The following is a 13364-nucleotide window of genomic DNA, read 5'->3' as shown; positions in this document are numbered from 1 at the left end:
TTGCGCCTGTAATCGTCACTTTAACTAAAAAGCCCGCTCATAGTTTCTGAACGGGCTCGATCTGGCGGAGCGGACGGGACTCGAACCCGCGACCCCCGGCGTGACAGGCCGGTATTCTAACCGACTGAACTACCGCTCCAGTTCGACACAGTCAGATGGATGTCGGTTGATTTCCACCTGATGCGACGCCAATCTCATTGACGACGCTCATGTCTGGCGTCCCCTAGGGGATTCGAACCCCTGTACTCACCGTGAAAGGGTGATGTCCTAGGCCTCTAGACGAAGGGGACATGATCTTTTCAGATAATGTCTTTACCACACTCTACCGCCTACTACGTGCTCTGTTGGTGGAGGTAAGCGGGATCGAACCGCTGACCTCTTGCATGCCATGCAAGCGCTCTCCCAGCTGAGCTATACCCCCTTGCAGAACAGAAGCGAGATTTTAAACAGCAATTTCGCTTTCGTCAAGAGCTTTTGAATCGTTTTTGAAGCGCTTCGAGGTTTCCTTGAAACTTCGTTGCCCGATTCTGCGGCTCTTTGCGTGAGATTTGCTGCTTATTTGCCGCTATCTCGCGCTCCGTATTCAACGGAGCCCGAATACTACAAGAACTGCCGCCCGGGCGCTAGGGTCCGGGCGAATAATTCTTCAAAAATTTTACCTTGCAGCCGAAATACCCTTCTCGATGCGGCTCACCACCGCGTCGCGGCCGAACAGCACGAGCACCGCATCGACCGACGGCGTATGTGTCGTACCCGCCACGAGCAAGCGGGCCGGCATCGCCAGCTGGGGCATCTTGAGCTTGTGCGTGGCGAGCGTGGCCTTGAGCGCGGCCGAGACCCCCTCCTTCGTCCACTCGGCGCCCTTGAGCGCCGCGGCGAGATCCGCGAGCGCGGGGCGCACCGCATCCGTGATGTGCTGCGCGAGTGCCTCGGCTTCCGGCTGCGGCTCGCGGTAGAACATCATTGCGCTCTCGGCGATCTCCTTGATCGTGTTCGCACGGTCCTTGAAGAGCGCGACCACGCCTTCGAGCGGCGGGCCCCCGGCGAGCGCCGCCTCGTCCACGCCGAGCGCGGCGAAGAACGGCTTCGAGAGCTCGGCGAGGCGCGCATTGTCCACTTCCTTCAGATAGTGGTTGTTGAGCCAGTTGAGCTTGTTGTGGTCGTACTGCGCAGGCGACTTGCCGAGATGCTCGAGATCGAACCACTCCACGAACTGCTCGCACGTGAACACTTCGGCGTCGCCGTGCGACCAGCCCAGACGCGCGAGATAGTTGAGCACCGCTTCCGGCAAATAGCCTGCGTCGCGATAGCCCATTACGCTCATCGCGCCGTGACGCTTGCTCATCTTTTCGCCCTGCTCATTGAGCACGGTAGGCAGGTGCGCGTAGACCGGCGGCTCGCCGCCGAGCGCGCGCAGGATGTTGATCTGGCGCGGCGTGTTGTTCACGTGGTCGTCGCCGCGAATCACGTGCGTGATCTTCATGTCGAGGTCGTCCACGACCACGCAGAAGTTGTACGTCGGCGTGCCGTCCGGGCGCGCGATCACGAGGTCGTCGAGCTCCTCGTTCGAGATCTCCACGCGGCCCTTGACGGCGTCGTCCCATGCCACCACGCCCGTGAGCGGGTTGCGAAAGCGCAGCACCGGCTGCACGCCCGCCGGCGGCGTGGGCAGCACCTTGCCCGGCTCCGGGCGCCACGTGCCGTCGTAACGCGGCTTCTCGCCGGCGGCGCGCTGGCGCTCGCGCAGCGCGTCGAGCTCTTCGGTCGACATGTAGCACGGGTACACGAGGCCCTGTTCCTGCATCTGCCCGAGCACTTCGCGATACCGGTCCATGCGCTGCATCTGGTAGAACGGACCTTCGTCGAAATCCAGGCCGAGCCATGCCATGCCTTCGAGGATCGCATCGACCGATTCCGACGTCGAACGCTCCAGGTCGGTGTCTTCGATCCGCAGCACGAAGACGCCCTTGTTGTGGCGCGCGAACGCCCACGGATAAAGTGCGGAACGAATGTTGCCGAGATGGATGAAGCCGGTCGGGCTCGGCGCGAAGCGGGTACGGACGACAGAGGTAGTCATGGGCGATTACTCGAAGGCGATGCCATCCGGCGTGCGGCGCCGGCGATAAAAGCGGCGACGGCGGCGGATGGCCGGGGTTCGCGGCGCGTTCGGCCCGCGCGGCTAACGCGCAAGCGCCGGGAGCACAGCCTCGCGCACACGAACGGGAATCCGGAAAATGAGAGACGCGATTATACCCGCCATGCTCCGCTTCGGCCTGGGGGCGAGGCCCGGGGGGCGCGCTGGCGCCCCGCGTCTCTCGTGCAAACGTCCGCGCGAGCGCGAGCCGTCGAGTGCGTTGTCATCTGCCGTCACATCGCGGACACATCGCGTTACATGCACACCGGCTAAACCGGCCGCGCTTTGCCTTATGATGTCGGCGCGCCGCCACCACGCTGCGGCGTCGCGCGCGCAAGCACCCGCACAAACACCGTTATTCGGCCGCCCGCGCGAGAGACACCGGGGTCCCGCGTCCGTTCCTTGCCGGACACGCCCGCGGACCGCATGGAGAACCTTCTTGAAGCAGTCATCGCCCTCGTTGAGCCGCCGGCACTTTGCGCTTGCGGCCGCCTCCACCGTCCTTGCCGCCTGCACGACCGCGGGCACGCAAACCGCGAGCGTCCCGCCGCCCGTCACCACCGCGCCCCCGCCGCCCGGCGCGCGGCCGACCCGCCCCGTTCGCGTGGGCCTCGCGCTCGGCGGCGGCGCGGCGCGCGGCTTCGCGCACATCGGCGTGATCAAGGGGCTCGAGGCGCGCAACGTGCAAGTCGACTTCGTGGTCGGCACGAGCGCCGGCTCGGTCGTCGCGGCGCTTTACGCCTCGGGCATGAACGGTTTCGCGCTCAACAAGCTCGCCTTGACGATGGACGAAGCCTCGATCAGCGACTGGGCGATGCCCTTTCGCACGCGCGGCCTCCTGCAAGGCGTGGCGCTCCAGAACTATCTGAACACCACGCTGCACGACCGGCCCATCGAGAAACTGGCGAAGCCGCTCGGCGTCGTCGCGACCGACCTGCGCACCGGCCAACCCATCCTGTTCCAGCGCGGCAACACGGGCACCGCCGTTCGCGCATCGTGCAGCATTCCGTCGATTTTCGAGCCCGTGAAGATTGCGGGCCATGAATACGTGGACGGCGGCCTCGTGAGCCCGGTGCCGGCCTCGTTCGCACGCAAGATGGGCGCGGACTTCGTGATCGCCGTGGACATCTCGGCGCGCCCCGAAACGGCCTCGACGCTGAGCCAGTTCGACGTGCTGATGCAGACCTTCACGATCATGGGCCAGACGATCAAGACCTATGAACTCGACAAGTACGCTGACGTAGTGATCCGCCCGAACCTCAACGCGATGTCGAGCAGCGACTTCACGCAGCGCAACGCGGCGATTCTCGCGGGCGAGGAAGCGGCGGCGCGCATCATGCCGGAACTCGAGCGCAAGCTCGCCTCGGCGCGCCTGACGGCCTGAGCACCCCTTTTAGCGGGCGCACAAACGCAAAAAACCTGCTTCGCAAGAAGCAGGTTTTTTGTTCACGACAGAACCTCGATCAGTTGCCGCCGTTGCCGTCGAACTGTGCGCTCACGCGCTTGAGGCTTTGCTGCTGGTCCGGCGTGAACGACGTTTCGACGCGGCGCGCGCCCGTGAAGCGCTTCTCCCAATAGCCGTCGTCGAGGTCGTCAACGCGGATCGTGCTGCCGGTGGACGGCGAATGCACGAACTTGTTGTCGCCAATATAGATACCGACGTGCGAGAACGTGCGGCGCATCGTGTTGAAGAACACGAGGTCGCCCGGCTTCAGGTTGCTCATGCTGACCTTCTCGCCCACGCGGCTCATTTCCTCGGCGCGGCGCGGCAGCGACATGCCGAGCGTGTCCTGGAACACGTAGCGCACGAAGCCGCTGCAATCGAGGCCGGAGTCGGGCGAGTTGCCGCCCCAGCGGTAACGCACGCCAATCATGTTGAGTGCGCCGACAACCACGTCGCCGGCTTTGCCGGCCATGCCGGAAAGGAATGCCTTGGCGCCGCCTTCGGCCGGGGCCGGGGTCGCCTGGTTGCCATTCTGGAGTGCACTCTGAACTGCGGGGATGGACTGTGGATTCGCCGCGTTGCCGGGCGAAAAAGAGGCATTCTGGTTAAAGCTGCTTACTTCGTCGGCGAACGCGCCGGGAGCTGCGGCCATCAGTACGCCGATGAACATCCCGGCGACGGCGCGCGTACAAGCCTGGGTCAGGTATCGGTGCTGCATGGGTCGGTAGAAATTGCCCGTAAATCAGGGAGTTAGTAGAAAAGTTTGGACGATACTAGCCAGTAAGTATTTGTGTGTCAAAACAAATAGAAAAATTCAATCGCGACATTCACCTCATTGGTGAATTTCACCGAAATCCGCCCTAAAGTTCCGCCAAAGCCTAGCGATCGAACGCGGCTTTCAACAATTTTCGGGTGTAAGGATGGGCCGGTCTATCGAAGATATTCGAGACCTCTCCCGACTCGACGATCGCGCCGTTCTGCATCACCACGACCCGGTGCGCCATCGCGCCGATCACTGCCAGGTCGTGGCTGATGAAGACGTAGCCCAGGTTGTACTTGCGTTGCAGATCCGTCAACAATCTCAACACCTGTTGCTGGATCGACACGTCGAGCGCACTGGTCGGTTCGTCGAGCACGATCACGCGCGGCTCAAGGACCAGCGTGCGCGCAATGGCAATACGCTGGCGCTGGCCGCCCGAAAACTCGTGCGGATAGCGTTGCAGGGCGGTGCGATCGAGACCCACTTCGCGCAGCACGCCGACAACGCGCTTGCGCCGCTCCTCGGGGGAAAGATCGGGACGATGCAGCGCGAGCCCCTCCCCCACGATGCGCTCGATGGTCTGGCGCGGAGAAAGCGAACTGAACGGGTCCTGAAAGACAACCTGCAGGTGCGAGCGCAACGACAGCCTCTCGCGCCCTTGATAGCTCGCGATCGGCCGCCCCTGGAACTCGACGACACCGCCTGCGGTTCGCTGCAATCCCAGCATCGCCATCGCCAGCGTCGTCTTGCCCGATCCGGACTCGCCGACGATGCCGAGCGTTTCGCCCTGCCGCACCGCGACGTTCGCGTCGTTCACGGCGCGATAGCGCCCCTTCTGCCACCAGCCGCGAAAACCGGGCAGCGTCGTTGCGAAGTCGACGATCACGTCCTTCGCCTGCAGGAGAACCGGCGCGATCGGCAGCACGGGCAACACGTGACGCTCCGGCCGGCTGGCGATGAGCCGCTGTGTATACGGGTGTTGCGGCGCCTCGAAGATCTGCTCGACGCTGCCTGACTCGACGAGCCTGCCCTTCTCCATCACGGCCACGCGCTGCGCGAAGCGGCGCACGAGGTTCAAATCGTGCGTGATGAGCAGCACCGACATGCCTCCACCAGGATGGCGCGCCGCCTCCTCGCGCTGCAGTTCGAGCAGCAGATCGACGATCTGGCCGCGAATCGTCACGTCGAGCGCCGTGGTAGGTTCGTCGGCGAGCAGCAGGCGCGGACGGCACGCGAGCGCCATCGCGATCATCACGCGCTGGCGCTGGCCGCCCGAGAGCTGATGCGGATAACTCGACACGCGCCGCCGCGCTTCGGCAATGCCGGTGCGCTCGAGCAACCCCACCGCCTGCTCATAGGCCGCTTTCTTCGACACGCCGTCATGCAGCACGACGGTCTCCGCGATCTGCTCGCCGATCGTGTAGAGCGGATTGAGCGCCGTCATCGGCTCCTGGAAGATCATCGCGACGTCGCTGCCGCGCAGGCCACGCATCGCGCGCTCGCTTTTGGCGAGCAGATCGTCGCCGTCGAAGCGGATCGTTCCGCTGATCTGCGCGTCCTGCAAGAGGCGCAGAACCGCGAGCGCGGTGACGGTCTTGCCCGAACCCGACTCGCCGACGAGCGCCACGCGCTCGCCGCGCCCGATCGCGAGCGTCACGTCGTCGACGGCGAGCGTCCCGTCAAAACGCACGCTCAAATGCTCGATCGAGAGGAGCGGCGTGGCGATGTCCTGAGGCACGGCGCTCACTGGTTGCCTCCGGCCTTCATGGCGTCGGCAATGCGTGTGTCGAGCGCGTTGCGCAGCGCGTCGCCGATGAAGGTGAGCAGCAGCAGCGTCGCCACCAGCACGCCGAAAGTCGAGAACGCGATCCACCATGCGTCGAGATTGCGCTTGCCCTGCGCGAGCAGCTCGCCGAGGCTTGGCGTGGGCGCAGGCACGCCAAGGCCCAGGAAGTCGAGACTCGTCAGTGCGAGTATCGCGCCGCTCATGCGAAACGGCAGGAACGTGATGACGGGCGTGAGGCTGTTGGGCAGCACGTGATGCCAGATGATCTGCCAGTTCGAAAGGCCCATTGCGCGCGCGGCGAGCACGTAGTCCTGATTGCGGTTGCGCAGGAATTCGGCGCGCACATAGTCGGACAGTCCGATCCAGCCGAACAGCGAAAGCAGCACGATCAGCAACACGAAGCCCGGCTCGAAGATCGCCGCGAAAATAATCAGCAGGTAAAGCTCCGGCAGCGAGCTCCAGATCTCGATGAGACGCTGCCCGACGATATCGACCTTGCCTCCGAAGTACCCCTGCACCGCGCCCGCCAGCCCGCCGAGTAGCGTGCCGATCGCGGTCAGCACGAGCGCGAACTCCACCGATACGCGAAAACCGTAGAGCAAGCGCGCGAACAGGTCGCGGCCGCTTTCGTCGGTGCCGAGCCAGTTCTGGCGCGACGGCGGCGCGGGGTTCGGGACTTTCGCGAAGTAGTTGAGCGTGTCGTAGTAGTACGGGTTCGGCGGATAGATCGCGAAGTTGCCCGGCGCGTCGAAGCGGTGGCGGATATACGGATCGAGGTAGTCGGCGGGCGTCGGGAAATCGCCGCCGAACGCGGTTTCCGGATAGTCCTTGAACAACGGGAAGTACAGGTGCCCGTCGTAGCGCACGACGAGCGGCTTGTCGTTGCACCAGAGCGGCCCCGCGAGACTCGCGGCGAACGCGACGAGAAACACGATCAGGCTCCAGTAGCCAAGACGCTGCTGCCTGAAGCGCAGCCATACGCGGCGGGCAGGCGTGGGCGACTTGAAGGCGCGCACGCTTTCGGTACGCAGTTCGGGCTCGGCGCCGGCGCGGACTCGGTTCAACTCAGCGCTCCAGTTGTTCGAATTGGATGCGGGGATCGACCCACACGTAGCACAGATCGGAAATCAGCTTGGTTAGCAGTCCGATCAACGTGAAGAGGTACAGCGTGCCGAGCACGACCGGATAGTCGCGCCGCACGACGGATTCGTACGAAAGCAGGCCCAGCCCGTCGAGCGAAAAAAGTGTTTCGATCAGCAGGCTGCCGGTGAAGAACGCGCCGATGAACGCCGCGGGGAACCCCACCACGAGCGGCAGCAGCGCGTTGCGAAAAACGTGCTTCCAGAGCACGGTGCGCTCCGAGAGCCCTTTCGCGCGCGCAGTCAGCACGTATTGGCGGCGGATCTCTTCGAGAAAGGCGTTCTTGGTCAGCATGGTCGTCACGGCGAAACTGCCCACGACCGACGCCGTCACGGGCAGCGTGATGTGCCAGAGATAGTCGAGAATCTTGCCGCCGAGCGAGAGCGTGTCCCAGTTGTCAGACGTGAGATTGCGCAGCGGGAAGAGCTGCAGGAACGAGCCGCCGCCGAACAGCACGAGCAGCAGCACGCCCAGCACGAAGCCCGGGATCGCGTAACCGACGAGCACGACGAGGCTCGTCACGAGGTCGAACCGCGAGCCGTTGCGCACCGCCTTGGCGATGCCCAACGGCACCGATATCAGATAAGTGAGAAAGAACGTCCACAGGCCAATGCTGATCGAAACCGGCAGCTTGGAAATGATCAGCGACCACACGCTCTGGTGGTGGAAATAACTCTGTCCGAGATCGAAGCGCGCAAAGCGCCCGAGCATCAGGAAATAGCGTTGCAGCGGCGGCTTGTCGAAGCCGTACAGCTGCTTGAGCTGTGCGATCTGCTGCGCATCCACGCCCGAATGTGCGCGCATGCCGAATGGCATCCCCTGCTCCGCGCCCCGTCGCAATTCGCGCACCGCCTGTTCGACGGGGCCGCCCGGCACGAACTGAATCACGCCGAAAGTCAGCGTGAGCACGCCGAGCAGCGTCGGGATCATCAGCAGCAGGCGTTTGACGATGTAGCTCCACATGATTCGTTGCTTCCGTCGTGTCCGTTGTTAATGACCCGCTGCCTGCGGTCCGGGCTGCGGCCGGGGTTGCGGCCGGGGTTGTGGCTTCAGCCACCACGTCGAGATGATCCAGTCGTTCGCACCATAGTACAGCGGCAGCTTCGCCGGATAAGCCAGCGTGTTCTTGAACGCCACGCGGTGCGTCGCGCTGTACCACTGCGGCACCACATAGTAGCCGTGCATCAGCACCCGGTCGAGCGCATGGGTGGCGTCGAGCAGTTGCTGGAGCGTCTGTGCCTGCGTGAGCGCCTTGAGAATCGCATCGACGGCCGGCGACTTCAGGCCGAGCAGATTGCCCGAGCCAGGCTCGTCGGCGGCCTTGCTGCCGAAGCGGTCGACCTGTTCCGCGCCCGGCACCTGGACGTCGGGGAACTTGATGGTCGTCATGTCGTAGTCGAAGGCGTCAAGCCGCTTCTGGTAAAGCGCGAAATCGACCGAGCGATAGTTCACCTGGATGCCGAGCCGCCTGAGGGCCTGCGTGTACTGCGCCATGATCGGCGCCCACTGCGCCGAAGCACTCGTGTCGTCGAGCACCTCGAACGTGAACGGCTCGCCCTTCGCGTTGCGCAGCGCGCCGTCGCGATAAGTCCAGCCGGCGTCGGCGAGCAGCGCGCGCGCCTTGAGCAGATTTGCGCGCAGCGATCCCGGCGGGGTCGTATCGGGCTGCAAGGGCGGCGGCCCAAACACGGCCGGATCGAGCGACTTGCGCCACGGCTCGAGCAAGGCAAGCTCGCCAGGCGATGGCAGCCCCTTTGCCTGCAGCTGCGTGTTCGCGAACCAGCTGTCGATGCGGCGATACTGGCTATAGAACAGCATGCGGTTGAGCCACTGGAAGTCGAGCGCGAGGTCGAGGGCGCGGCGCACGCGCACGTCCTGGAAGACGGGCTTGCGCAGATTCATGACGAAGCCCTGCATGCCGGTGCCGTTGTGCTGCGGGAACTCGCGCTTGATGAGCTCGCCGCTGTCGAAGCGCTTGCCGACATCGCGCCGCACCCAGTTGCGCGCGACATATTCGACGAGCGCGTCGTACTCGCCCGCCTTGAAGGCTTCGAGGCGCGCCACGTCATCCGAATAGAGCTTGTAGGTAATGCGCTCGAAGTTGTTGGTGCCCACGCGCACCGGCAGGTCCCGGCCCCAGTAGTGGGGATCGAGTTTGTAGGTGATCGTGCGGCCGTTCGAGTAGCGGTCGATCACATACGGGCCGCTGCCGATCGGCTGCTCGAACGCGAGCTGATCGAAAGCGACGCGGCTGCCGTCCGGGCGCACGCCCCACTTGTGCGAGAACACCGGCATGCCACCCGCGATGAGCGGCAGTTCGCGGTTGTTGCTGCGGAACTCGAAGCGGATCGTCGCGGGATCGACCACCACCGCGCGCGTGATCTCGCTGAAATACGCCTGCATGGAGGGCGCAGCCTGGCGGCTCTTCAGGGTGTCGAGCGAAAACTTCACGTCGTCGGCCGTCACCGGGTCGCCGTTCGAGAAACGCGCCTTCGGGTTGATGTGGAATGTCACCGAAAGCGCGTCGGGCGCGATGCGGATGTCGTCGGCGAGCAAACCGTACGCCGAGGCCACTTCGTCGAGGCTCCCCGTCGTGAGGCTTTCGAACAGCATGCCGAGCCCCGGGGCCGCGTTGCCCCGCAGCGTGAACGGGTTGAACTTGTCAAAGCTCGTGAGGCGGTCGGGATTGGCGAGGACGAGCGTGCCGCCCTTGGGCGCATCCGGATTCACGTAGTCGAAGTGCGCGAAACCCTGCGGATATTTGGGCTCGCCGTACTGCGCGATGGCGAAAACCGCGTGGGCGGACGGCATGGCCAACAGCCCGAATGCGAGTGTCAGACACATCGCCGCCAGCCTTCTGGCAAGTGCGAGCCGTGCCGCAGGAACGGTTGCCCCGAGCGCGCCGAGCGCCGTCCTGCCTCGCGTTCCTGTCGTCATAGATCGGTATTTGTCCGGGCTGCCTTGTCAGTTGTGAGAGAATTCTACCCAAACCACGCGGCGCCGCCCCACAGGCGCTGGCGCATTGACCTGATTTAGGAGAATTCATGGGCTTCCTCGCTGGCAAACGCATTCTGTTGACCGGCCTTCTGTCGAACCGTTCGATCGCGTACGGCATCGCGCAGGCATGCAAGCGCGAAGGCGCGGAACTGGCGTTTACGTACGTCGGCGACCGCTTCAAGGACCGTATCACCGAGTTTGCACAGGAATTCGGCAGCGAACTCGTGTTCCCCTGCGACGTGGCCGACGACGCGCAAATCGAAGCGCTCTTCACGGACCTCAAGCAGCACTGGGACACGCTCGACGGCCTCGTCCACTCGATCGGCTTCGCGCCGCGCGAAGCGATCGCGGGCGACTTCCTCGATGGCATGACCCGCGAAAACTTCCGCATCGCGCACGATATTTCGGCATACAGCTTCCCGGCGCTCGCCAAGGCTGCCAAGCCGATGCTCGCCCAGAACGCCTCGCTGCTGACGCTGACCTATCTCGGCGCAGAGCGCGCGATCCCGAACTACAACACCATGGGCGTCGCGAAAGCCGCACTCGAAGCGAGCGTGCGTTATCTCGCGGTGGCGCTCGGTGCGCAAGGCGTGCGCGTGAACGGCATCTCCGCCGGCCCGATCAAGACGCTCGCGGCGAGCGGTATCAAGGGCTTTGGCAAGATTCTCGATTTCGTCGAACAGAACGCCCCGCTGCAGCGTAACGTGACCATCGAGCAGGTCGGCAACTCCGCCGCGTTCCTGCTCTCCGATCTGGCAGCCGGCGTGACCGCCGAGATCATGCACGTCGATTCGGGCTTCAACGCCGTGGTTGGCGGCATGGCCGGCCTCGAATAAGCCTCTCTTTGCGTTGCGTGCGCGTCGTTGCACGAGCAACGGCAAGAATAAAAAGCCGCCCGATGGGCGGCTTTCTTTTTGCGGCGGCGCCTGGATCTGCCATGCGCGCCGTGTCACGCACATCACGCCGGCAACGAGCCTCGCGGTTTAGCGCCAATGTCCCGGAGGCCCGCCGTGGTCGCGATCGTAGTGGCCGCGGCCCGGACCGCCATAGCCGCCGTGGTGTCGATACCAGTCGTCGCGCGCCCAGTAGCGGCGGCCATCCCAGTAACGATCGCCATGCCAGCCGATGACGATGGCCGGCGGCGCCGCATAAACCGGAGCCGGCTGATAGACGACAGGCGGCGGGGGCGGCGCGTAGACCGGTTGCGGAGCGACATAAACCGGGGCCGGAATACCGATGTTGACACCAACGCTCACGCCAGCCATAGCAGCGCTCGATGCGCCGGTAGCCACGCCCCCGAGCAGCATTGCAACAACACGTGGGAACTTCATGGACTCACCTTTCGGGTTTGATGTTTTGTTCAGGCCAATATAACGCACAGCTTTCGCCCGCGTATTTCAAACTTGTAATAACTGATGCACAAACCTGGCCCGCACTCGATGGCGTTACGTCTCGTTACACCCGCGCGAAGGCTTGTGGCGCGCAACGGACCGCGTATGCGCAGATCAGGCGCGTGGTGTCTCGCGGCCCGTTTTTGCCGCTAGCCTGAACGCGGCGAACCACGGCGCAGCGGAGGATAGCATCGCTGGCGCCAAAGCGTGCGGATTACAACAGGGTCCCGATCTCACGCACGCGCAGCACGCAGCGATGCCCCCGCGCGACTGTCACGCTCGCGCGCCCCGCTTCACTTCATTCGCATTACCTATTACTTTCCTGTTTTCCGCTTTGACCGACAGGCTCAGCGATAGTCCATCAGCACGGTCGCGTGCGACGCGTCCGCCGTCTGCGCAGCGTACCTCGGCGCAAGCGTGAGTATGCCGCCCGAAGCGCCGATGAAATAGCGTCCCGCGGCGTCCGGAGACACGCGTCGCCCGGCTCCGTTGATGAATCGCACCCGAATGCGCTGGTGCCACACCGAACTCCCCTGCGCCACCCTGCTGTTTGCAGGCAGGACCGACAAGTTGGCGCGTGGTGCAACGCGCGCTTCACTGCTAAAGGCGATGCTCGTGAAACCGCGGAGGCCGTCGTAGTCTTGCCGCCTTTCCATCGTCGCCGACGCGCCGGTTGCGCTGTGCCTCATGGCGATGTCGAAGGTCGGCGCGAGGAGCGCTCCCACGAAACGTATCGTTCCGCCGTCGGCCCATGCCGTTGCGCACGCGCACAACGTTGCCGACGCGCAGAGGGTTGTTAGCGTGCTTCGTATCGATGCCTGACAGACTTGCCTTGTTTTCATCGCACTCTCCGCTCGAGAAGTTCTCGGGACCGCTTGAAGGCGGTACACAACAACACTCGTATTGACATCGTAGACGCGAAAATGTTGACTGCGGTCGATTAAATATTGCGCATTTCGGAGATGCCTACAGATTTCCCTGACATACGCACGTTCATCGCAGTCATCGCAGTCCTAAGCGAATGGATGGGCACAGGATGACTTGAAGCGATAATCACCGTATCGTTCGAAACCGGCTTTGTGAATAACGGGAGCCCCAAAAACAAAAACCCCGCAAGCCGAGACTTGCGGGGTTTCCACCGCCATTTCTGGCGGAGACGGAGACCGCCAAAATTTATTCCGCAACCGGTAACGGGCAAGCGCCGCGACGCGGGTTTGGGCGTCTATCCCGAAGTCCCGGAGCGTAAGAAGGCGCCCAGCTCGCCATGCGCAAGCTGATTGATGCGGGCAAAGACCCTAGCTCGGAGGCAAGCCGCTTGACGCGATTTCGCCCGCTGACTAAAGCGATACGCCGGGGCACGTCGCGACGGCGCACGGCTATCGAAGCTCGTTTCCCGATTGGGCCAGCGAAAACGGCTACGCCCGCGACCTTGCCGAGCGGGCGCTCGTCACGCCGTCTCGATGCTGCGATCTCCGGCGTAAGCGTAGTACTTCTCGCCGTCGCAATAGAGGCCACGCGGTTCATAGAGCGCACAGGGCCACGAAGTGAAGTGCGCAACCGAATCATGGACGTGTTCGGCCAGCAGCCCGTCAACGGAGGCCGGCAAGGCGCTTCGGTTATCCCAGGCGTTGAGGATCAGGTCTTCATACGGGGTCCGCTTGCGCGGCTCGGGCGGCGGCCAGTCGCGGTTGCTTGCGGGGCGCACGATGGGG

At 63.9% G+C, this 13364-nt stretch carries 10 protein-coding genes, 3 tRNA genes and 1 pseudogene; 2 read left to right on the top strand and 12 right to left on the bottom strand.

From position 1 onward, the window contains the following. Positions 1–62: 62 nt before the first annotated feature. The 4 genes from BHE01S_RS35355 to gltX all read right to left on the bottom strand — a co-directional run bounded on the left by BHE01S_RS35355 (position 63) and on the right by gltX (position 2077). Positions 63–139: transfer RNA gene (locus BHE01S_RS35355), tRNA-Asp, on the bottom strand. A 75-nt stretch (positions 140–214) separates the two neighbouring features. After that, positions 215–290 (bottom strand) — tRNA-Glu (locus tag BHE01S_RS35350). Between the two features lie 55 nt (positions 291–345). Then, positions 346–421 (bottom strand) — tRNA-Ala (locus BHE01S_RS35345). 234 nt (positions 422–655) lie between these two features. Then, on the bottom strand, positions 656–2077 hold the full coding sequence (gltX, locus tag BHE01S_RS35340) for a glutamate--tRNA ligase (protein WP_042273044.1): 1422 nt from the start codon (positions 2075–2077) through the stop codon (positions 656–658). Positions 2078–2429: 352 nt separating this feature from the next. On the opposite strand from gltX, the gene BHE01S_RS35335 reads away from it, so the two are divergent. After that, positions 2430–3518 carry a patatin-like phospholipase family protein gene (locus BHE01S_RS35335; RefSeq protein ID WP_084069598.1) on the top strand — a complete coding sequence of 363 codons (1089 nt, stop codon included), beginning with the start codon at positions 2430–2432 and terminating at the stop codon, positions 3516–3518. A gap of 79 nt (positions 3519–3597) precedes the next feature. On the opposite strand, the gene BHE01S_RS35330 is transcribed toward BHE01S_RS35335, so the two are convergent. The 5 genes from BHE01S_RS35330 to BHE01S_RS35310 all read right to left on the bottom strand — a co-directional run bounded on the left by BHE01S_RS35330 (position 3598) and on the right by BHE01S_RS35310 (position 10201). Next, positions 3598–4296 carry a C40 family peptidase gene (locus BHE01S_RS35330; RefSeq protein WP_042273041.1) on the bottom strand — a complete coding sequence of 233 codons (699 nt, stop codon included), beginning with the start codon at positions 4294–4296 and terminating at the stop codon, positions 3598–3600. A 160-nt stretch (positions 4297–4456) separates the two neighbouring features. Next, positions 4457–6085 (bottom strand): ABC transporter ATP-binding protein, encoded by a 1629-nt coding sequence (locus BHE01S_RS39460; protein WP_042273038.1) that lies wholly within the window; start codon positions 6083–6085, stop codon positions 4457–4459. Continuing rightward, the gene (locus BHE01S_RS39455; protein WP_042273037.1) at positions 6082–7188 is read right to left on the bottom strand and encodes an ABC transporter permease; all 1107 of its coding nucleotides are present in this window, start codon (positions 7186–7188) and stop codon (positions 6082–6084) included. Before BHE01S_RS39455 ends, BHE01S_RS39460 begins: the two co-directional genes overlap by 4 nt. A 1-nt stretch (position 7189) precedes the next feature. Then, positions 7190–8227, bottom strand: a complete 1038-nt coding sequence (locus BHE01S_RS35315; protein WP_028204101.1) for a microcin C ABC transporter permease YejB — start codon at positions 8225–8227, stop codon at positions 7190–7192. Between the two features lie 27 nt (positions 8228–8254). Next, positions 8255–10201, bottom strand: a complete 1947-nt coding sequence (locus tag BHE01S_RS35310; RefSeq protein WP_084069594.1) for an extracellular solute-binding protein — start codon at positions 10199–10201, stop codon at positions 8255–8257. A gap of 107 nt (positions 10202–10308) precedes the next feature. Here BHE01S_RS35310 and fabI point away from each other — a divergent pair, with 107 nt between their 5' ends. Continuing rightward, on the top strand, positions 10309–11097 hold the full coding sequence (gene fabI, locus BHE01S_RS35305) for an enoyl-ACP reductase FabI (RefSeq protein ID WP_042273033.1): 789 nt from the start codon (positions 10309–10311) through the stop codon (positions 11095–11097). A gap of 147 nt (positions 11098–11244) precedes the next feature. On the opposite strand, the gene BHE01S_RS35300 is transcribed toward fabI, so the two are convergent. From BHE01S_RS35300 to BHE01S_RS38615, 3 genes and pseudogenes are all read right to left on the bottom strand, one after another. Beyond that, positions 11245–11592, bottom strand: a complete 348-nt coding sequence (locus BHE01S_RS35300) for a hypothetical protein (protein ID WP_042273031.1) — start codon at positions 11590–11592, stop codon at positions 11245–11247. A gap of 407 nt (positions 11593–11999) precedes the next feature. Next, positions 12000–12125 carry a hypothetical protein gene (locus BHE01S_RS39630; protein ID WP_279635724.1) on the bottom strand — a complete coding sequence of 42 codons (126 nt, stop codon included), beginning with the start codon at positions 12123–12125 and terminating at the stop codon, positions 12000–12002. Positions 12126–13099: 974 nt separating this feature from the next. After that, positions 13100–13364: pseudogene (locus BHE01S_RS38615) on the bottom strand (hypothetical protein); the annotation flags it as partial.

The organism is Paraburkholderia heleia NBRC 101817 (assembly GCF_000739775.1).
GTDB lineage: Bacteria > Pseudomonadota > Gammaproteobacteria > Burkholderiales > Burkholderiaceae > Paraburkholderia > Paraburkholderia heleia.
Note: the sequence above shows the minus strand (reverse complement) of the source record. Positions and strands in the feature narration are given on the sequence as shown.

Bases quoted from the DNA above. Each gene is read 5' to 3' on its own strand.
- gltX (WP_042273044.1), bottom strand. From the start codon at position 2,077: ATGACTACCTCTGTCGTCCGTACCCGCTTCGCGCCGAGCCCGACCGGC.
- BHE01S_RS35335 (WP_084069598.1), top strand. From the start codon at position 2,430: ATGTCGGCGCGCCGCCACCACGCTGCGGCGTCGCGCGCGCAAGCACCC.
- BHE01S_RS35330 (WP_042273041.1), bottom strand. From the start codon at position 4,296: ATGCAGCACCGATACCTGACCCAGGCTTGTACGCGCGCCGTCGCCGGG.
- BHE01S_RS35315 (WP_028204101.1), bottom strand. From the start codon at position 8,227: ATGTGGAGCTACATCGTCAAACGCCTGCTGCTGATGATCCCGACGCTG.
- BHE01S_RS35310 (WP_084069594.1), bottom strand. From the start codon at position 10,201: ATGACGACAGGAACGCGAGGCAGGACGGCGCTCGGCGCGCTCGGGGCA.
- fabI (WP_042273033.1), top strand. From the start codon at position 10,309: ATGGGCTTCCTCGCTGGCAAACGCATTCTGTTGACCGGCCTTCTGTCG.
- BHE01S_RS35300 (WP_042273031.1), bottom strand. From the start codon at position 11,592: ATGAAGTTCCCACGTGTTGTTGCAATGCTGCTCGGGGGCGTGGCTACC.